This window comes from Xenorhabdus innexi (assembly GCF_002632485.1).
Lineage (GTDB): Bacteria > Pseudomonadota > Gammaproteobacteria > Enterobacterales > Enterobacteriaceae > Xenorhabdus > Xenorhabdus innexi.
This window is the reverse complement of record NZ_NIBU01000007.1, coordinates 42481-64309: the sequence shown is the minus strand read 5'-3', so window position 1 is coordinate 64309 and position 21829 is coordinate 42481. Positions and strand designations below refer to the sequence as shown.

The 21829-nt window shown below is 47.0% G+C and carries 9 protein-coding genes; 8 read left to right on the top strand and 1 reads right to left on the bottom strand.

Annotated features, from left to right (window positions below):
• The first annotated feature begins 3 nt into the window (after nt 1-3).
• The 8 genes from cheA to cheZ all read left to right on the top strand — a co-directional run bounded on the left by cheA (nt 4) and on the right by cheZ (nt 9729).
• Nucleotides 4-2220 (top strand): chemotaxis protein CheA, encoded by a 2217-nt coding sequence (cheA, locus tag Xinn_RS04330; RefSeq protein ID WP_086956242.1) that lies wholly within the window; start codon nt 4-6, stop codon nt 2218-2220.
• A 196-nt stretch (nt 2221-2416) separates the two neighbouring features.
• On the top strand, nt 2417-2914 hold the full coding sequence (cheW, locus tag Xinn_RS04325; protein WP_086956243.1) for a chemotaxis protein CheW: 498 nt from the start codon (nt 2417-2419) through the stop codon (nt 2912-2914).
• 201 nt (nt 2915-3115) lie between these two features.
• Entirely contained in the window at nt 3116-4819 is a 1704-nt protein-coding gene (locus Xinn_RS04320; RefSeq protein ID WP_086956244.1) for a methyl-accepting chemotaxis protein, read from the top strand.
• A 56-nt stretch (nt 4820-4875) separates the two neighbouring features.
• Entirely contained in the window at nt 4876-6507 is a 1632-nt protein-coding gene (locus Xinn_RS04315) for a methyl-accepting chemotaxis protein (protein WP_086956245.1), read from the top strand.
• Nucleotides 6508-6513: 6 nt separating this feature from the next.
• The gene (gene cheR / locus Xinn_RS04310; protein ID WP_086956246.1) at nt 6514-7401 is read left to right on the top strand and encodes a protein-glutamate O-methyltransferase CheR; all 888 of its coding nucleotides are present in this window, start codon (nt 6514-6516) and stop codon (nt 7399-7401) included.
• Nucleotides 7394-8446 (top strand): protein-glutamate methylesterase/protein-glutamine glutaminase, encoded by a 1053-nt coding sequence (locus Xinn_RS04305; protein WP_086956247.1) that lies wholly within the window; start codon nt 7394-7396, stop codon nt 8444-8446. The genes cheR and Xinn_RS04305 overlap by 8 nt, the downstream gene beginning before the upstream one ends.
• A 224-nt stretch (nt 8447-8670) precedes the next feature.
• Nucleotides 8671-9060 carry a chemotaxis response regulator CheY gene (cheY, locus tag Xinn_RS04300; protein ID WP_086956248.1) on the top strand — a complete coding sequence of 130 codons (390 nt, stop codon included), beginning with the start codon at nt 8671-8673 and terminating at the stop codon, nt 9058-9060.
• 9 nt (nt 9061-9069) lie between these two features.
• Nucleotides 9070-9729, top strand: coding sequence for a protein phosphatase CheZ (cheZ, locus tag Xinn_RS04295; RefSeq protein ID WP_086956249.1), 660 nt, complete (start codon nt 9070-9072; stop codon nt 9727-9729).
• A gap of 232 nt (nt 9730-9961) precedes the next feature.
• Here the strand turns inward: cheZ and Xinn_RS04285 are convergent, their stop codons facing one another.
• Nucleotides 9962-21772 (bottom strand): non-ribosomal peptide synthetase, encoded by an 11811-nt coding sequence (locus Xinn_RS04285; protein WP_244590128.1) that lies wholly within the window; start codon nt 21770-21772, stop codon nt 9962-9964.
• Nucleotides 21773-21829: the final 57 nt, after the last annotated feature.

Sequence of the window (21829 nt, the reverse complement as noted above, 5' to 3'; positions counted from 1 at the left end):
ACGATGGATATTACCGCGTTTTATCAGACTTTTTTTGATGAGGCAGATGAACTATTGGCGGATATGGAGCAGCATTTATTGTTGCTCAATGCTGATGAACCTGACCATGAACAGCTAAATGCCATCTTCCGCAGCGCCCACTCTATTAAAGGGGGCGCTGCGACTTTTGGTTTTGCCAAACTGCAACAGACCACGCATGTTTTAGAGAATCTGCTGGATAGTGCCAGACGTGACGAAATACGCCTGACAACTGACATTATCAACCTGTTTTTAGAAGCGAAAGATATTATGCAGCAACAACTGGATGCCTATAAAAGTTCTCAGGAGCCAGATGAAGATACATTCAATTATATCTGCGAAACACTGCGTCAACTTGCATTAGAGTTACAGGAAGAGCAGCAGAATATCGTTGATTCTGTTGAAACATCTGAGCCTGAATTTGAACCTGTAACGGAAGAAATGATTCAGCCTGAGGCAGAAATTCAGGAAAAGCAGGAAAAGCAGGAAGAACACCCAGTAGAGGCAGAAAAACCTCAAGAAAAAAATCTGTTGATACCGACTCCGGTTTCAGCCACAGAACAGGGACGAATCCGTGTTCATTTATCCGGGCTGAAAGAGCGTGAAGTTGCTTTGATGAAAGATGAGCTGGGGCATCTTGGTGAAATTTATGATATTGAGCAAACAACAGACAGCCTTGAAGCTTCTTTAATTACATCTGCAACAGAGGATGATATCACCGCAGTATTGTGTTTCGTGGTTGAGCCGGAGCAGATCACTTTTTTGCCTGTAGCGGAATCTCAGCAGGTTGAGGCAAAAACAGAAGAAAACACGACATCGGCTGACACTGAGCCGGAAACTTCAGTAACCGCTAATACAGTTGCTTCCACACCTGATGTGGCGAAGAAATTGGCTGAATTGCCAGTGCTCCAGTCCGCTGATCCTAATAAAAAGGCAGAGGTCAATGAAGCGGGTCGCCCGGCACCGCGTCCGATGGCGGGTTCTCCGCGCCAGCGTGTAGAGTCTTCCAGTATTCGTGTAGCTGTTGAGAAAGTGGATCAGCTTATCAATCTGGTGGGCGAACTAGTTATCACCCAATCTATGCTGGCACAGCACTGCGATGCTCTGGAGCCGACAAAACACAGTGAATTGCTGAGTTGTATGGCGCAATTGCAGCGAAATTCCCGTGATTTGCAAGAATCTGTTATGTCCATCCGTATGATGCCGATGGAATATGTATTCAGTCGTTATCCACGTCTGGTACGGGATCTGGCAGGTAAACTGAACAAAAAAGTAGAACTTACATTAATAGGTAGTTCTACCGAACTGGATAAGAGTCTGATTGAGCGGATTATTGATCCATTGACGCATTTAGTCCGCAATAGCCTTGATCACGGTATCGAAATACCGGAAAAACGCCTTGCTGCCGGTAAGTCAGAGACAGGTAATCTGACCCTGGCTGCGGAGCATCAGGGCGGTAATATCTGCATTGAAGTTATTGATGATGGTGCGGGACTGAACCGCGAGAAAATCTTGGCCAAAGCCCTGTCTCAGGGACTGACGGTCAATGAAAACATGAGCAATGAAGAAGTTGCTATGCTGATTTTCGCGCCCGGCTTTTCGACCGCAGAAGTTGTCACGGATGTTTCTGGTCGCGGTGTGGGTATGGATGTGGTTAAACGTAACATTCAGGACATGGGCGGACAGATCCAGATCAATTTTCAGGAAGGGAAGGGGACGGTCATTCGTATTCTGCTGCCACTGACACTGGCAATTCTGGATGGTATGTCTGTCAAAGTGAATGATGAAGTCTTCATTTTGCCCCTGAGTGCGGTAGTCAGTTCATTACAGCCGCAGGAGGAAGATATTTATCCGTTGGCAGGAGATGAAAAACTGTTACAGGTACGTGGTGAATATCTGCCGTTACTGGAACTGCATCGGATATTTGACATTCCGGGAGCAGAAACGGCACCGACAAAAGGTATTGCCGTGATCGTACAAAGTGCGGGGCGTCGTTATGCACTGCTGGTCGATAAATTGCTTGGGCAGCATCAGGTTGTTGTTAAAAATATCGAGAGCAACTATCGCAAAGTTCCGGGTATTTCCGCTGCCACAATTATGGGCGATGGCAGTGTTGCTCTGATCATTGATATTCCTGCTTTGCAGAAACTTAACCATGAGCAGTTGGCCGTGCGTAAGGCAGAAATTTCAAACAAAAAATAACCCTTTTTTGTCATTCCTAAGGAATATATACACTATGGATTTCAAGATGCGTCACGGCGGCAAGGAAATGAGTCCCCGGGAGCATAGATAACTATGTGACTGGGGCGAATGAGCGCAGCCAACAAAGAGGCAACTTGAAAGACGACGGGTATAGATCCAATAGATTTCAAGTCACACACAATAGAAAGGTAACACAATGTCAGCCATCGACGAATTCAGTAAATTATCAGGAGAAACAGCCGGAAAGGAATATCTGGTTTTCACTCTGGGTGATGAAGAGTATGGAATTGAAATACTGAAAGTGCAGGAAATCCGTGGTTATGATCATGTCACCCGCATTGCCAACACGCCTGCTTTTATAAAAGGGATCACTAACCTGCGCGGTGTGATTGTACCGATTATCGACCTGCGGATTAAATTTTCTCAGGAAGATGTGACTTACAATGAGAACACCGTGGTCATCATTCTGAATCTGCTTAGCCGCGTTGTAGGAATTGTTGTTGATGGAGTATCAGATGTACTTTCTCTGAAAGACGATCAAATTTGTCCTGCCCCGGAATTTGCTGTCACACTCTCAACCGAATATCTGACCGGTCTTGGCTCCATTGAAGAGCGTATGTTGATTCTGGTGGATATCGAAAAACTGCTGAACAGTGAGGAGATGGCGTTGGTGGATTCTGTCGCCAAAGAGTGATATTTCAGGGCTGCCGCTCTTTATCAATTAAGAGCGTTCATGATGTTTAAGCACATCGCGTAAAAACAGCATGAAAAGGCAGCCCGGTTTTGTTGCAGATCAAAAAAATGCAGTAAAAACTCAATTTTTTGTATTACGCGTAAAGTTCCCTTTAAGGATGCCGATAACACTGGCATAGCAATTTATTACAAAAGGGAAGTCATGTTTAACCGAATGAAAATAGTGACGGGTCTAATCTCAGTCATCATCTTATTTGGTGCTCTGCAATTTATTTCCGGAGGACTGTTCTTTAATGCGTTAAAGAATGATACCAAAGCGTTTGATACGCTGGATGAACTGCGGCAGCGGCAAAAATTACTCGATGAAAGCTGGATCAACCTGTTGCAGGCGCGTAATAACCTGAACCGCGTTGGCATCATCTACATCATGCAACTAAATGGTGGTGAGAGCGACTACAAGATTGATGAAGTGCTGGCAGAAGCGAAAGTCAACATTGCCCGTGCGGAACGCCGTTTCCAACAGTATGAGCAATTTCCCAGCATGGACATGCGCGATCCAGAGCGTATGCAGCGTTTAAAACAAACCCATTACGCCTACCTCAATGCACTGAAAGAGTTGGATGTTATGCTGGAAAAAAAAGAGTTTAAAGAATTTTTTAACCAGCCGACCACCATGTATCAGAACGCGTTTGATACTGAATATCTCTTTTATCTGGATCAAAATGAAAAACTGTATCAGTACTTATCTGATGAAGCTGATATAGCCTACCGTAATATCATGTTTAGCCTGATTTTCGTCTTTGTTCTGCTCATTGCAGTCATGACAGTCAGCTGGATTGGTTTACGCAAAGCATTGATTGATCCACTGAATAAATTGCTGGATTCGATTAAAGCCTTCTCAAGAGGTGATTTGACCAGAACTATTGATGTCTCCGGTACGAATGAAATGGGGATGTTGTCAGTGGGTCTGAGGCATATGCAGGAAGAGCTGATCAACACAGTCAGAAGTGTTCACCACAGTACTGAAACTATCTATACCGGTACCAGCGAAATTGCTGCGGGTAACAACGATCTTTCTGCCCGTACTGAGCAACAGGTTGCTTCATTGGAAGAAACCGCAGCCAGCATGGAAGAACTAACCGCCACAGTAAAACAGAATGCTGATAATGCCCGTCAGGCCAGTAACCTTGCTGATAATGCCTCTGAAATTGCCCGTCAGGGTGGCAAAGTGGTGGCGAATGTTGTACAGACTATGCACGATATTGCCGACAGTTCCCGTAAAATTTCAGATATCACCGGTGTGATTGATGCCATCGCATTCCAGACCAATATTCTGGCGCTTAACGCAGCGGTAGAAGCCGCCCGTGCCGGTGAGCACGGACGCGGTTTTGCTGTGGTTGCCGGAGAAGTCCGCAATCTGGCTCAGCGTAGTGCAGAAGCTGCAAAAGAGATCAAATCACTGATTGAAGACTCTGTCAGCCGTACTGATACCGGTTCTGAGCTGGTGGAAAGTGCGGGTGAGACAATGAACAAAATTGTCAATTCTGTTACCCGCGTGACGGATATCATGGGCGAAATTGCCTCAGCTTCTGATGAGCAGAGCAGGGGAATCACTCAGGTCGGCGTTGCTATCTCTGAAATGGACAGAGTGACACAGCAGAACGCCTCACTGGTCGAACAGTCTGCGGCAGCCGCAGCAGCTCTGGAAGAGCAGGCCATGATCCTGACCAAAGCAGTAGCACTATTTCAGCTACCGGAGCAGGCAGAAAGGAAGCTGCCTGAAAGAAGAAAACATGAAGTTTTATCGACGATAAAATCGCCGACTCCTCCAGCTAATAAAACGAATCCTCCCGCACTGAAGAAAGGCAGTGATGTGGAAGACCCATCCAATTGGGAAACATTCTAAAAAAATAATAGCGATAACTACGGCTGCTTTATGCAGCCGTTCAACGAGGTGATTACATGTTAGGCAGGCTTCGCATATCAACCAGTTTGTATCTATTACTGATGATGTTTTGTGTTATGCAAATAATTTCCAGTGGCTTATCGCTGGGAATTATTTATACAGATCAGTCGTATATCGAAAGAATTGATTTGGGAACTCAGCGCAGGGATAGTCTGGGTAGGAGTTGGACTGCACTATTACAAACGCGTAACACACTGAACAAAATCGCCATTGCTCAGAAAGTCGGGCAACCGAAAGAACAAATTGATGCAATGGAATCATTACTCAAAAGTTCATTAACTGAAGCAGAAAAAGGTTTTTCCGAATTTATCTACCTGCGTCAGGTGGGAAACAATGAGAAAAGAGATGCACTGTTAACTGAACTTGATCGTGCTTATCAGGACTATTTCAATGCCCTGAAAGAGATGAAAGATTTTCTCTATGGCGGGGATTTTCAGGCTTTTCTTGATCAGCCGACAGAAGAATATCAGCTCAGAATGGAACTTGCCTATAAAAATTATATGCAGTACCTCAACAAGAATATTAAGGAGACAGTAGATAATGCAGAGTTCTATTACAGAATTGCAGTGACCATGTTTTTCGCTTCCATCCTGATGGTATTTGTTGTCGCTTCTGCCGCTCACTGGTGGCTGAAACGTAATCTTCTCCGGCCGTTTGCCAATATGAGAGCCTGTTTTCAGGATGTGGCTGAAGGGCGACTGGATAAAGAAGTGGCAGTTACCACCAATGATGAAATCGGCGATATATTCAAAAAACTGCGTGACATGCAGAGATCGCTGATTAAATCCATCTCATCCGTCCGGGATAATACCAACCAAATGTATGTCGGCATTCAGGAAATTACGCAGGGTAATACCGATTTATCCTCACGTACTGAAGAGCAGGCCGCATCTCTGGAAGAAACGGCAGCCAGTATGGAGCAGCTTACCGTAACAGTTAAACAGAACGCAGAACATGCCCGTCAGGCCAGTGCTCTTGCGGTTGCTGCTTCTCAGACAGCAACCAAAGGCGGAGAACAGACCAGCAGTGTTGTTGCGACAATGGATGAAATTGCCAATAGTTCGAAGAAAATCAGTGCAATTATCAGCGTGATTGACGGTATCGCGTTCCAGACCAATATTCTGGCGCTGAATGCAGCGGTTGAAGCCGCGCGAGCCGGTGAACAGGGCAGAGGGTTCTCTGTTGTTGCCGGGGAAGTCCGTGATCTGGCGCAGCGCAGTGCAGAAGCCGCAAAAGAGATCAAAATATTGATTGATGAGTCTGTCCACCGCGTTAATCAGGGGTCAGAACTGGTGAATCATGCAGGACAAACCATGGATGAGCTGGTCAGGTCGGTCAATCAGGTGACTGATCTGATGACTGAAATTGCGGCGGCTTCCGATGAACAGAGTCGCGGTATTCATCAGGTGGCTCAGGCTGTCAGCCAGATGGATCAGGTCACTCAGCAAAACGCCGCATTGGTGGAACAATCCGCCGCTGCCGCATCTGCACTGGAAGATAAAGCCGATACATTGGTGAGAACGGTTGCTCAGTTTGAACTGCCAAAAACGTCAGAATATGAGAACGATTATCCGGGATATACTGCCTCAAAAATGACCGATGAGTATGCTGTAAATCGAGTACGCTGAGGTCAGATGAAATCCAATTTAACAGCTTCAAATACTGAAGCTACTGTACCGCTGAACTTTATGTTTCAGCGGTATACATTGTCGGATGCGCATTTTGAGCGCATCTGTCAGTTTATTTACCAACGGGCCGGTATTGTGCTGGCAAAAAATAAACGAGAGATGGTTTATAACCGTCTGGTCAGGCGATTGCGTGTTCTGGGGTTTAATGATTTCGGGCAATATCTGGCGATTCTGGAGCAGAACAGTTATAGCAGCGAATGGGAACTCTTTGTCAATGCACTGACGACGAACCTCACTGCATTTTTCAGGGAAGCTCATCATTTTCCGATTCTTGCGGCTCATGCAGGTAAAAAAACTGGCGGGACTTTCCGGGTCTGGAGTGCAGCCGCTTCAACAGGAGAAGAGCCATACTCCATAGCCATGACGTTATGTGATGTATTAGGGCATCGTTCAAGCCGGATAAAAATTATTGGCAGTGATATTGATACTCAGGTGCTGGAAAAAGCCCGTCAAGGGGTTTATCGGTTAGATGAGCTACAGCATCTGAGTGAAAGCCAGAAAAAAAAATACTTTTTTAAAGGCGTTGGTCTTTATGAAGGATATGCCAGAGTTCGTCCGGTGCTTGCTGAAATAGTCAGCTTTCAGCATCTGAATTTACTGGACTCTGAGTGGGCACTTGAAGGTAAATTTGATGCAATTTTCTGTCGTAATGTGATGATTTATTTTGATAAAAAAACACAGGAAAGAATTTTACGCCGTTTTGTCAATTTCTTAAAACCAGATGGTCTGCTCTTTGCCGGGCATTCCGAGAACGTTACTCAAATTAGCCGGGAGTTCTACTTGCAGGGACAGACCGTTTACGGTGTAGGTCAGGCAAGGAGGGGTCATGAATAAAATAACAGTTCTTTGTGTGGATGATTCGGCGCTGATGCGCCAAATCATGCGGGAAATTATCAATAGCCATCCTGACATGGAGGTCGTGGATTGTGCGCCTGATCCCTATGTTGCCCGCGATTTAATCAAAAAGCATAACCCGCAGGTACTGACATTGGATGTCGAAATGCCACGGATGGATGGAATTGATTTTCTTGAAAAACTCATGCGGTTACGCCCTATGCCTGTTGTGATGGTTTCTTCTCTGACAGGAAAAGGGTCGGAAATTACCTTAAAAGCTCTGGAATTGGGTGCGGTGGATTTTGTGACCAAGCCGCAGTTGGGAATTCGTGAAGGAATGCTGGCCTATAGCGAGCTGATTGCTGAGAAAATCAGAGTAGCGGCGCAGGCCAAAGTCAGCAGGATAAAATCCGCGCAGGAAGCTGAGGCTCTACTGAATTTTAAACCCCTTTTATCCAGTGAGAAGTTGATCGCTGTCGGTGCCTCTACCGGAGGTACTGAAGCCATTAAAAATCTGTTACAACCTCTGCCTGTTACCAGCCCGGCGTTACTTATTACCCAACATATGCCATCGGGTTTTACCCGTTCATTTGCAGAGCGGCTCAATAAACTGAGCCAGATTACCGTCAAAGAGGCAGAAGATGGTGAACGGGTTCTGCCGGGCCATGCTTATATTGCGCCGGGAGACCGCCACATGGAACTGTGTCGCAGCGGTGCAAACTATCAGATTATGACCAGCAGTGCTCTGCCGGTTAACCGCCATCGCCCTTCCGTCGATGTGCTGTTCCGCTCTGTCGCCAAATATGCAGGGCGTAATGCGGTGGGCGTTATTCTGACCGGCATGGGGAGCGATGGTGCTGCGGGGTTATTGGAAATGAAAAAAGCGGGAGCTTATACACTGGCACAAAATGAAGCAAGCTGTGTGGTTTTTGGTATGCCACGGGCGGCAATCCAGCTGGGAGCTGTCGATGAAGTGATGGATCTGCAAAAACTCAGCAGAACGATGCTGGCTAAAATCAGTACCGTGCAATCGGTTCGGATTTAGTCGAAGCTGATTGCATTGAGTCATATACCCAATGAATTTCAAGCCACATCTCGGTGGCAAGGGAATGAACCCAGCCAACAAAGAGGTAGCTTGAAAGACGAAGGGTATAATTATGCCTGATGGACTTCAGATTACAGGATAGTAGCCTGAAAGATAAAGGGAAGATTGAGTGTTAACCTTTACAGCACGATGCTGTCGGATGAACAAAATTTCAAGGAGTTTTTATGGCAAGTAAGGATTTAAGATTTCTGGTAGTTGATGACTTTTCAACCATGCGTCGTATTGTGCGTAATTTGCTGAAAGAGTTGGGATTTAACAATGTTGATGAAGCACAGGACGGAGCAGAAGCCCTGACAAAACTTCGGACGGCTGAATTTGATTTTGTGATTTCTGACTGGAACATGCCTAACATCGATGGCCTTGAATTACTGAAAACAATTCGCAGTGACAGCCAATTGTCTGCTTTGCCGGTTCTGATGGTGACGGCAGAAGCCAAGAAAGAAAACATCATTGCAGCGGCACAGGCCGGAGCCAGTGGTTATGTTGTAAAACCGTTTACGGCGGCAATTTTGGAAGAAAAGCTCAACAAAATATTTGAGAAATTGGGGCTCTAAGGAGACAAAATGAGTGAAAATCCAGTCATGCCTAGAAGAGATGAGGCGATTACAACCAGTGAAATAATCAGTCGTATCGGGCAGTTAACAAGAATGCTGCGTGATAGTCTGCGTGAACTGGGATTGGATCAAACCATAGCTCAGGCGGCTGAGGCGATCCCTGATGCGAGGGAGCGATTGAATTACGTTGTCCAAATGACGGCACAGGCAGCAGAAAGAGTGCTGAATTGTGTTGAAGTGGCTCAGCCCCGCCAGAATGAATTAGAAGCTTCGGCGAAATCCCTGACACAGCGCTGGGATGAGTGGTTTGCAAACCCGACTGATTTAGAGCTGGCTGGTGCACGTTCTCTGGTTACAGACACGAGAAATTATCTCAGTCTTGTGCCGGAACATGCTGCATTTACCAATGCCCAATTACTTGAGATTATGATGGCACAGGACTTTCAGGATCTCACCGGGCAGGTAATCAAACGGATGATGGAAGTCATTCAGGAACTGGAAAAACAACTGGTTATGGTATTAATGGAAAATATACCATCTGATCAGATGGCCAAAACGAAAAAAGAAAACGACAGTCTTCTTAATGGCCCGCAGGTCAATCACGGCGGGGTTGGCGTTATCGCCAACCAGGAACAGGTTGATGATTTACTGGATAGTTTAGGTTTTTGATAACGAGAGACAATACTTTAAAGAACACCCTATTAATGATTTGGCGGGCAATTTGCCTGCCAAAATTCAATGAAATCAGCTCCACAAATCGTGGAGCTGATTCATTTTTACCTGAGTTAATGATTACAGCCTGTTCCATTAACGCCTATCGAGCTATGTTGAGTTATATACCCGTCGTCTTTCAAGCTGCCTCTTTGTTGGCTGCGCTCATTCACCCCAGTCACATAGTTACCTATGCTCCCGGGGACTCATTCCCTTGCCGCTGCGACGCAACTTGAAATCCATAGGGTATAGCTTCAGCCAATTCGCATAATGTGGGACGAGTAAACAGTAATGCCAGTGGAATATCCATATTCTGTTTTCGCAGGCGGGCTAATAATTGTACCGCTATTAATGAATGGCCTCCCAGTGAAAAGAAATTATCATGACGGCCTATTTGTTCCTGTTCCAACAATTCCTGCCATATCTCTGCCAGTGCAATTTCCACACGACCAATCGGCGCTTGATAGTCGGGCGCGACAGCAGTCGGTTGAACTGAAATTGGCATAGCGGGTGGCAAACCAGTCTGAACAGCAGCAAAATCCGCCATTAATTTTTGTCGTTCAGCGGTTGTCAGAGTCGCAATATCCATGATGGGTTTCTGAGGCTCATTTTCCAGTGCCTGCACCAGTTCGGACAAGGCGGTCATCATTGAGGTAATCAGATAAGCCGGATCAATCCCCGCGATTGCCTGAACGCTCAGCAGAAAACCTTTGCTCAAGTCATCGACTGCCAGATAGAGAGGGTAATTAGTCCTTTCTTTACCTGTCACCAGACGTATGCCTTCCCAGAGTGTGTCAGTTACGTTTGACTGGCTATGGCGATAATTCAGGAGAGTGTTAAACAGTGGCAGAGGCGGTGCAATTCCGCTACAACGCTGCGCTTGTGCCAGTGATGCCTGTTCGTGTTCAAGTAACCGGGTCAGGTTGGTATAGGTTGCCTGTACCGTTTCCTGTACACTGTTTTCTGCCAGTCGGATACGTACAGGCAGAGTATTAATAAACAGCCCCAGTGTTTGCTCAATACCGGCATTTCCCTGCATTCTTCCCAGTAAAACAGTTCCGAAGACCACATCATCCCGCCCGTTTATTTTTGCCAGCATTTGCGCCAGCGCAACATGGAATAGCACACCGGGGCTGACGCCATAACGGCGTGCCTGTTTACGGACAGCTCTGGACAGAGAGGCATTAAGTGGCTTGATGATCTCGGTTATCGGCCTGTTTTCACTGTAGATATCCAGTATCCCGAAAGGTACGGTAGGAGTATCCACATCGGCGAGCATTTCACGGAAGAAGGCTTCGTGATTTGCTGGTGGAATGCGCAGGAACTGGGCGATAAAGTGACGATAAGGCAGTGCTGCAGGTAACGGCTTAATGCGCTGGTGCAGAAGATCTCTGATTTCATCAATAATATGATCCAGCGACACATGGTCATTAAGTATATGGTGGCAGCAGAAAGCCAGCAGCCATTCACCCTGATGCGGGTCATAGGTAATATCAGCAGAGAATAGCGGTGCCTGACTGATATCAAGGCGGCGTTGGTACGGCTCTGTATACGCCAGTAACTGGGATGGAATGTCGTTATCCTTACCCGGAATAAACGTATTGATATGCAGAGATGCCTGACGCCAGACGACCTGTACCGGCTGAGTTAATCTCTCCCAGCAGATGGCTGTGCGCAGGATATCATGGCGATTAATGAGTTGCTGTAAAGCATGCAGAAAAGCATCAAGGCGTTCACGGGTATCGAATGCAAACAGGGTATGTAACAGATAAACATCTCCCTGAGTCTGCATCAGATGATGGAACAGCATACCTTCCTGTAATGGCGCCAGAGGATAGATATCCTGAATATTGCTGGCGCCTGCGGGAATACCGGCGGCAATGGTATCAATTTCATGTTGTGTCAGAGAAACCAGTGGCAACATATCAGGCGTAATAGTGGTGCAGCCATCAGGGATCAGATTAGGAGGTATGGATAATGTGGCTGGGTTATCTTCTGTGACCTGCATCGTTTTTGCCATTTCAGCCAGAATCGGCGTGACGAACACTTCGCGGATATTCAGGCTCCAGCCCCGGTTACGTAATCGTTCGATTAAGTTGATAATCATCAGAGAATGACCACCCAGTTCAAAGAAATGGTCATAACGCCCGACTTTTTCCAATCCCAATAATGCCTGCCAGATCTCAGCCAACACAGCCTCTTTTTCACCCTGCGGTTCTGAATAAGTTCGGGTAACGATAGCAGCCTGATCCGGTGCAGGCAGTGCCTGCCGGTCGAGTTTGCCGTTGGGAGCCAGCGGGAATTCATCCAGTATCACAAATGCGCTGGGCAGCATATAGTCAGCCAGATGTTGTGCAAGTTGGCGGCGCAACTCTGCGGGTTCGGGTTTTTTATCGGGTTCAGCGATCAGGTAGGCAACAAGTCGTTTATCATGCCTTGTTTTTGTATCTCCTGCTTTTTTAGCGGAAGTCTCTTCGCGGGCAAGTACGATTGCTTCATGCACGCCCTGACACTGTAACAGTCGGGTTTCAATCTCACCTAACTCAATACGGAAGCCACGGATCTTGACCTGAAAGTCATTACGGCCGAGGTATTCAACATTACCGTCAGAACGCCAGCGAGCCAAATCACCGGTCTTATACATACGGGCATTGGGTTGTTCGCTAAAGGGGTCAATAACAAATTTTTCCGCTGTCAGTTCCGGTTGATTTAAATAACCACGGGCAACTCCCATACCTCCGATATAAATTTCGCCACTGACACCGATAGGAACCGGCTGACCAAATTTATCCAGAATATAGAGTCGGGTATTGGAGAGCGGCCGCCCAATCGGAATATTGTGAGAAATGGAAGAAACAGAAGAAACAGGGCTGTTGTTCTCCATCACCATTTCTCTGTTTACCACGGCGGCAGTGGCTGTAATGGTGATTTCAGTAGGGCCGTAAGCGTTAAACCAGCGGCAGGCTGCTGTTTCCGGGCATGAAAACCAATCCATTAAACAGCGGGGTTCGACCTTATCACCTCCGACAATAATCGTATGGATACGGGAACTGAAGCTGCTGCGTCCGGCTTTTATTTCCTGTGTCCAGTGGTGCCAGAAAGCCGTTGGTACATTGATGATTGTCACTTTCTGCTCATGCAGGAAATCGGCGAAAGTGCTGTCCGGTACTTTGAGATAAGCAGGACGCAGAACCAGTGTCGCACCGGAAGCCAGAGTAGGGAAAATATCTGACACTGAAATATCAAACGCGAAGGTGACAAACTGAAGCACGCGATCTTGCGGGCCGGGTTCACTAAGCTGACAGTGAGCGTAAATAAGGCTGACCACATTGTGGTGTTCGAGCATAACGCCTTTTGGCTTTCCGGTTGAGCCGGAAGTGTAAATGATATAAGCCAGATGATGCGGCTGAATACCTGTTTGCCGACTGTCAGGATTATCGGCAGGTTGTTGTTGCATACGCTCCTGATGCGTTTCGTCGTCCAGCAGCCAGATAGGAATATCCTGTACCGGTAAGCGGGTCTGTAAGTGTTTCTGGGTCAGTAATATAACGGGCTTGCTGTCAGAAAGCTGATATGTCAGCCGTTCGACGGGATATTCTGGATCAAGCGGAACGTAACCGGCACCCGCTTTTAAGATCCCGAGCAGGCCGATAATCATCTCTAAACCCCGCTCAACATGAATGGCCACCCGATCATCAGGGCGGACGCCAAAGGCAATCAGGCTGTGTGCCAGTTGATTGGCGAGGCGATTAAGTTCGCCATAACTCAATGACTCTTCTGCAAAAATCACTGCCATCGCATCAGGTGTGCGTTGTGCCTGTTCCTCGAAAAGTTGTTGAATCAATGTGTTATGTGAGAAATCGGCAAAAGTGTTTTTAACAGGCTTACTTTCGACAGGCTGAATTTCATTGAAATCAGTCAATAATTGCTGACGTTCGGCAACCGATAGCATCGGCAGGCGGTTAATTGACTGCGTTTCATCTGCGATCATGGCTGTCAGCACATTGGTGAGATAACCCACGATGCGTTCAACTGTTGTTCTGTCAAACAGACTTGATGCGTACTCCAGATAACCACTGAGTCCATCCTGAGTTTCGGTAAGTGACAGAGTCAGATCAAAATAGGCGGTGCTATGTGGTTGCTCCATTAATGAAGCAGATAATCCCGGCATTTCGAGGGTCGGTTCAGTGGTATTGTTAAGCGCCAGCATTACCTGAAAGATCGGGTTATGGCTCAGGCTGCGTTCAGGATGCAGGATTTCTACTAACTGTTCAAAAGGCAGATCCTGATGAGCATAGGCTGCCAGCGAGCGATCACGAACATGGGTGAGCAAATCTGCGACGGTGCTGCACTGTTCCGTTTCTAGGCGTAAAGGCAGGGTATTGACGAAAAAACCAATCAACCCTTCGAGTTCACTGTGGGAACGATTAGCAACCGGTGTTCCGATGACGATATCGTTCTGCCCGCTCAGACGGGTAAGGACGATACTCCAGGCAGTGAGTAATGTCATAAACAGTGTTGTGTTCTGGCGCTGTCCGAGCGCCCTGAGAGCAGAAAGTAAATCAGCATTCAGGTGAACAGGAATATGATCCCCGGTGTAATTTTGTTCCGGCGGACGCGGATAGTCAGTAGGCAGAGACAGTAAAGCCGGAGCATCCTGAAGCTGCTTTTGCCAGAATGCTTTTTGTACAGCCAAATCCTCGCTTTGTAGCAATTTTTGTTGCCAGACAGCATAGTCAGCGTACTGAATAGGGAGGTGAGGTAGGGGAACACCATTTTTTCCTAATGCAGCAGATTTTCCTAATGCAACAGAGTAGAACGTACTGAGTTCACGGAGCAATATACCCAGTGACCAGCCATCAGTAATGATGTGATGCTGGATCAGGATCAGCACGTGCTCTTTATCAGACAGTTGCAGTAGCTGCTCCCGAATCATTGATTCATTGGCGAAATCAAACGCAGTTTGTCTTTCTAGCTTAACCCTTTCGTTTACGCGGCTCATGCGGTCTGTTTCATCTAAACTACGTAAATCTTGATGAGTGAGAACAAAGCCGGTATTCACATCATCAATATGCTGATAGGGCTGCTCATCCACCAGTACAAAACGGGTACGTAAACTTTCATGCCGACTGACAAGCTGGTCAAGGGCTGTTGCAAGCGCAGCATGATCGAGATCTCCGCTCAGGCGCAGAACGGTCGGAATTTGATAGGCCAGACTGACTTCAGTATTAAGACGGGTGAGAAACCACAGGCGCTGCTGTGAGAAAGAGAGTGGCAAATTCTGGCTGCGATCGGCTGCCGGAATGATGGTTTGAGCTGTTACAGGAACGTCGGCGATCAAAACAGCTAAATCTGCCAGAACAGGGTGGGAAAAAAGTACCTGTAAAGGTAATTCCCGCGCCAGTTTTTGGCGTATGCGTGTGGCAAGCTGAATTGCGAGCAGGGAGTGACCGCCGAGTTCAAAGAAATGGTCATAACGACCAATGTGTTCCAGTTTCAGCAGTTCCTGCCAGATTTCAGCCAATGCTGTTTCGATTGCCCCGACAGGCGCTTCATAATAGCGGGTTACGCGCGCAGTCTGATCGGGTATCGGCAGTGCCTTGCGGTTGAGTTTGCCGCTGGAGGTTAATGGAAAGGCATCAAGGATCATAAAGGCACTGGGCAGCATATATTCGGCAAGATGTTGCGCAAGCTGCTCTCTCAGTACAGCAGGGTCAGGTTTTGTATCGGGTTCAGCCAGCAGATAGGCAATCAGTTGTTTATCGCCGGACGGTTTTTCATTGCCAACGGTTTTTTCATGATAATCGTCTTCACAAGCAATAACTGCCGCCTCACGTACACCATGGCACTGTGTCAGTTTGGCCTCAATTTCGCCCAGTTCAATACGGAAACCGCGTATCTTGACCTGAAAATCATTCCGACCGAGGTATTCAATATTACCATCAGGTAACCAGTGCGCCAGATCGCCGCTTTTATACAGGCGGGCATCAGGATCGGAAGAAAATGGATCAGAAACAAAATGTTTGTTCGTTAACTCAGGCAGGTTCAGATAGCCACGAGCAACGGCACTTCCTCCAATGTAAAGTTCACCAGCCACGCCAACTGGAACCGGATTTCCCTGATTATCCAGAAGGTAAATCCGGATATTGTCGATGGGTTTGCCGATAGGAATGCGACCGATATACTGATCCGTCACACATCGCCAGGCAGTGACATGAATTGCCGCTTCAGTCGGGCCATAGAGATTGTGTAACTGGCAGTGGGTAAAATGGGACAGGCACTTCTGCTGTAAGGTATAAGGGAATGCTTCACCGCTACATAAAATATGACGAAGGGAAAGGCAGCGTCCGGCGGGGATCGCACTGAGAAAGAGCTGTAGCATTGAGGGCACAAAATGGATAATTGTAATTTTGTGTTTTTCTGTCACAGATAATAAATAGTGCGGGTCTTTATGGCCTTCCGGACGAGCCAGAATCAACCGCGCCCCAAACATCAGCGGGGGAAACAACTCCCAGACCGAAACATCAAAACTGAATGGTGTTTTCTGTAAAACTCGATCCTGTGGGGTGAACTGATAAGTTTTTTGTGCCCAGAGTAAGCTATTCATCACCGCCCGATGTTCATTCATCACCCCTTTTGGGACGCCGGTTGAACCGGAGGTATAGATGACATAAGCCAGATGGTCTGAGGTTAAACCAAAACTGTCAGGATCTGGGTTATTGTCCGGCATATCTGCAAGCAAGCACTCAGAATTGCTGAGATCGACAACGGGTATGCTATCGGTCAGTTGATTAATAAGATAAACAAAAGGGGTCTGAGTGAGCAGGGCAACCGGAGCAGCATCTTCAAGCATGTAAGCCAGCCGTTCGGCTGGCTGGCTCGGATCGAGCGGAACATAAGCGCCTCCGGCTTTCAGGATGGCGAGTAATCCTACGATCATTTCCAGACTACGCTCAGTACAGATGGCCACCCGATTATCAGGGCGTACCCCTAAGGCCAGCAGATGATGAGCGACCCGATTGGCCTGACGGTTTAGTTCGGCATAACTGAGTGACTGCTCTTCAAAGATTACAGCAATGGCATCAGGAGTATGTTGAACCTGTTTTTCAACTAATTGATGAATAAGCGTGTGTTGTGGGGAGTCGCCAACTGTATTTCGGATGAATATCGCGTCCTGAGAAGGTTGAGCCGTGTTGAAATCCACCAGCAGTTGTTGGCGCTCTCTGGCAGGCAAAATCGGAATATCCAGAATTGGCTGGTGGGGCGTGGTTTCCAGCGCATTAACCAACCCCGTCAGGGCAGTGGTCATATAGTTGATCAGACGAATGGGTTCAATATCTGATACGGTCTGAGCAACCAGACTGAAACCATCTCCCCAGTCATCAACAAACAGGCCAAAGGGATAATTAATCCTCTCTTCCTGCATCAGCAAACGAATGCCTTCCCACTTATTAAAAGTCAGCGCCGACTGACTATGGCGATAGTTGAGCAGGGTGTTGAAGAGCGGTAAAGATGGTGCAATGCCACTACAGTTCTGAGCCTGTGTCAGAGTGGCCTGTTCGTGTTCCAGCAACCTTATCAGGTTTTGACTGGTTTCCTGAACCGTAGTCTGTACACTGTTATCCGTGAGTTTAACCCGGATAGGCAGGGTATTGATCAGTAATCCCATCGCCTGATTGATGCCGGTGCTACCCTGCATACGGCCTAATAAAACTGTACCGAATACCACATCATCGCGTCCGCTGACTTTAGCCAGTACCAGAGCCAGTGCCGTATGAAACAGAATACTGGCGCTGACTCCCTGACGTTTGGCCTGTGTGCGGATCGCTTTGGCAAGTGTGGCATCAATAGGCTGTCGGGCTTCTGCTATTTTTTTATCCCCGCTGTGGACATCCAGTATCCCGAAAGAGACAGTCGGTTCATCCACATCAGAGAGTACTTCACGAAAATAGTCTTCATGAGCTGAAGCAGGAACATTCAGGGATTGGGCAACAAAGTTACGGTAAGGTAATACCGGAGGTAATTTGTGAGTATGGTTGCGTAATAATTCACTGATTTCACTAACGATACTTTCCAGTGTGACATGATCACAGGCTAAATGGTGGATACACAATGCCAGCAACCATTCAGCCCGTAGCGGATCGTAAACAATGTCAGCAGAGAATAACGGCGCCTGACTGATATTAAGGCGATACTGATGAGGATCAGTATATGCCAGTAATTGATCGAGAATGCTCAACTCACTATTTGGTGAACAGATCTTTGTTGGCGAACAGATCTTTGGCGAAAACGTATTAATGCTCAGAAGAGCCTGACGCCAGACTACCTGTACGGGATGCTCCAATCCCTGCCAGAAGATAGAAGTATGCAGAATATCGTGATGGTTAATAACCTGCTGTAATGCTGACAGAAAACTGTCAAGCCGCTCACGACTTTCAAAGGCAAGCAAATTGCGTAACAGATAAGTATCTCCCTGTTGCTGCAACAAATAATGGAAAAAAATCCCTTCCTGTAACGGCGTGAGCGGGTAGATATCCTGAATATTGGCAGCCCCTCCGGGAATTGCAGCCGTAATAGCATCAATCTCATGCTGGGAGAGGGAAACCAGAGTCAGCATGTCGGGAGTAATGGCAGTACAGCCATCAGGGATGAGATTAGCGGGAACTGTGAATGCTGGTGGATCTTCCCGTTTAACGTTTTCCTGAGTGGCACCCTGCTGAACGGACAGTATCGCTTGCGCCATCTCATTCAGTACGGGTTTGGCGAATACAGTCCGAATATTGATAGCCCAGCCCAGACTACGCAGTTGTTCGATAAGACGCACCGCTAACAGTGAGTGTCCGCCCAGCTCGAAAAAGTGATCGTTGCGGCTGATATATTTCACGCCGAGCAGCCGTTGCCAAAGCTGACTCAGGGTCGTTTCAAACTCTCCTACAGGAGCCTGATAATGGCGTGTAACAATAGAGGTATGATCGGGTTTGGGCAGAGCCTCTCGATCCAGTTTGCCACTGGGTGTCAGAGGAAAAGCATCCAGTGTCACAAAGGCACTGGGGATCATATATTCGGCAAGATGTTGCGAAAGTTGCTGCCGCAGCGCCATTGGTTCTGGTCTGATATTGGCTCCGGGCAACAAATTAGTTTCAGGCAATAAATAGGCAACCAGTTGTTTTGAGACTGAGCTATTTTCATCTGGTATGTTCTGATGAGACGAATTTTTATAATAGTTTGAGCTATAAGGCAACACGACGGCTTCGTGTACACCGTCACACTGCCGTAGTCTTGCCTCGATTTCTCCCAGTTCAATACGCAGACCACGTAACTTAATTTGAAAATCATTGCGGCCGAGATACTCTATCCTGCCATCAGGCAACCATCGTCCCAGATCGCCGGTTTTGTACATACGTGCTCCGTGATCAGCAGAAAACGGATTAGTGAGGAAGCGTTCGGCTGTCAGTTCGGGACGGTTCAGATAACCACGGGCAACACAAGCACCTGCGATATAAATCTCTCCAGTGACTCCTGTCGGAACGGGCTGGTGGTATTTATCCAGAATATAAATTTGACTGTTGGAGATGGGATAACCAATCGGTGGCGCTTTGTTCTCCTGGCTGTCACACAGGTACATTGCGACACAAACAGTGGTTTCTGTCGGGCCATAGGCATTGATCATCCGTCGTCCTTTCGCCCAGCGTTTAACCAGCGTAGGCGAACACGCTTCACCACCCACAAGCAGGGTTTGTAGTGTTGCAGGAAGAGAGTCCATTGTTGCCAGTACACTGGGGGATAACAGTGCGAAAGTAATGGCATGAGTCTCTAAATAGTGAGACAGGCTTTTCCCCGGCAGCAGGTCTTCCCGTCTGGCGAGGTAAAGACGAGCTCCGGCCAGTAATGCCATAAAACATTCCCAAATACAGGCATCGAAACTGTTTGAGGCAAATTGTAACAGCCTGCTCTCTGGCGTGATGTTGAGTTTATCCTGCTGGGTAGTAATCAGGTTAGACAGACTGCGATGCTCAACCATGACACCTTTCGGCTGACCGGTTGAACCGGAGGTATAAATGACATAAGCCAGATGGCGGGAGGTTAGCCCCAGAGCCTGAATATCCGGGTTTTCTGCTGAGTTTTCATCCAAGACTGAATATGAGGGAATATCAAGTAGTATTGTTGGCAGGTTATCATTCCCTATCTCAGCTACCGTTGACTGAGTCACCAGTGCGACAGGCGCTGAGTCAGTGAACATATATGTCAGCCTGTTGCTCGGATACGCCGGATCGAGTGGTACAAAGGCACCACCGGCCTTGAGGATACCTAATATTCCCACCACCATTTCCAGACTGCGTTCAACGCAAATCGCCACCCGATCATCAGGTTGAATACCAAGAGCAATCAAATGGTGTGCCAGACGGTTGGCTCGTCTGTTCAGCTCAGCGTAGCTTAATGACTGTTTTTCAAAGACTGCGGCGATAGCGTCTGGAGTGCGTTGCGCCTGCGATTCGAACAACTGATGAATCAGTGCATCCTGCGGAAATTCTGCTTGGGTAGCATTGAAATTCACTAATACCTGTTGACGCTCAATATCGGGCAGGATAGGCAGGTTAACTATTTTAGTATTAGTAAGGGATGGCGTTTCCAGAGTAGTGAGAGCAGCATTAAGCAGAACGGAAAGACGGGAACGGAGCGTTATCACCTCTTGGCCGCTCAGGTAATCAGGAGAAGCGTGGAATTCAATAGAAATCGGAGAAGGCGTATTTTTAGGGTGGGCAATATCGGTATGGTGCTTGATTTTGATCGTCAGTGGATAAGGTACACCGGATTGCATCTCAAAAAATTTGAGTCTGGTATCTTCTCCTTCTATCTGGAAATTAACTTCAATCGACTCAAAGGATAAGGTTATATGAAATAACTCGGTATTCTCTGTTTTTTGCCGGGAATGCCGTTGTCGGCTAAGTTCGACAATCGGGAAACTCTGGTGTTTATGGCAACGCTGCATTTCAGCAGCCACTTTATCCATGACATCACGGAATGTATCTTCAGGTATAACGGTAATACCAATGGGAAACACGGCTGCAAACATTCCTACTGTCTGCCTTTGACGCGAATTTTTGCGGTTATGTAGGGGAACACCGATGACAATATCATTGAGATCTGTTGTCCGGGCAAAATAGCAGGCCAGAACGGCATACATGAAATGCAGGAATGGTCGTTTCCGTCCACCAACAGCGGTTTCTATGCGCTTAAAAAGCGCCTGATCCATTGACCAGATAACAGGCTGTGTGGCAACTGGGTTAGGGTGTTGATTTGTTGGATTATTGGAATGAACCGGTCTGAGTAATGGGGGAGGCAGTTTTTCATACCGTTTTGACCAGAACTGCATATCGTGTGAATAGTTATCTGAAGCGAAATAATGGCGTTCATCCCCAATGAAATCCAGATAAGAGAAAGAAGAATTATCTGCCACCTCTCCTTTTATCAATCGATTATAAGTATCGAGAAGCCTCTCAGAGAGTATAAAAATACCTGCGCCATCAATGATCAAATGATGGCAACAGAGCTGCCAGTAGCGGCAGGTATTACTGACCCGCAGTAAACTGGTTCGCCATAACACATCATTATTAAGCTGAAAAGGACGCCTCAACTGGGCATCAATATGCGTTTTTACTCTGACTTTTGCATCGGGATATGATGAAAAATCAAGAATATCCATACTTACAGGCAGTGGATTGACAACCTTTTGTTCGGGTAAGCCGTGAGTATTGATAAATTGCAGACGCATGGAATCGTTACTATGAACAACCTGTTCAAAGGCACGGACAAATAATTCTTCATTCAACTCCCCTTCGATGCAGATAAATATATTGATATTGTAATCATAAGAATCGGGGCGAAGAGCCTGATCAAACCAGATAACCTGTTGAGGAGAGCTAAGAGGATGGGGGGCTGAACAGGGATGATTATCATTGCTAACTACTGAGGAAATCTGTGAAGAGTTGTCATGTAACATACTCATTTCTCCTTGAGAATAGTCCGGTTTTTATTTTTATCTATTTGAAAAGTAAAT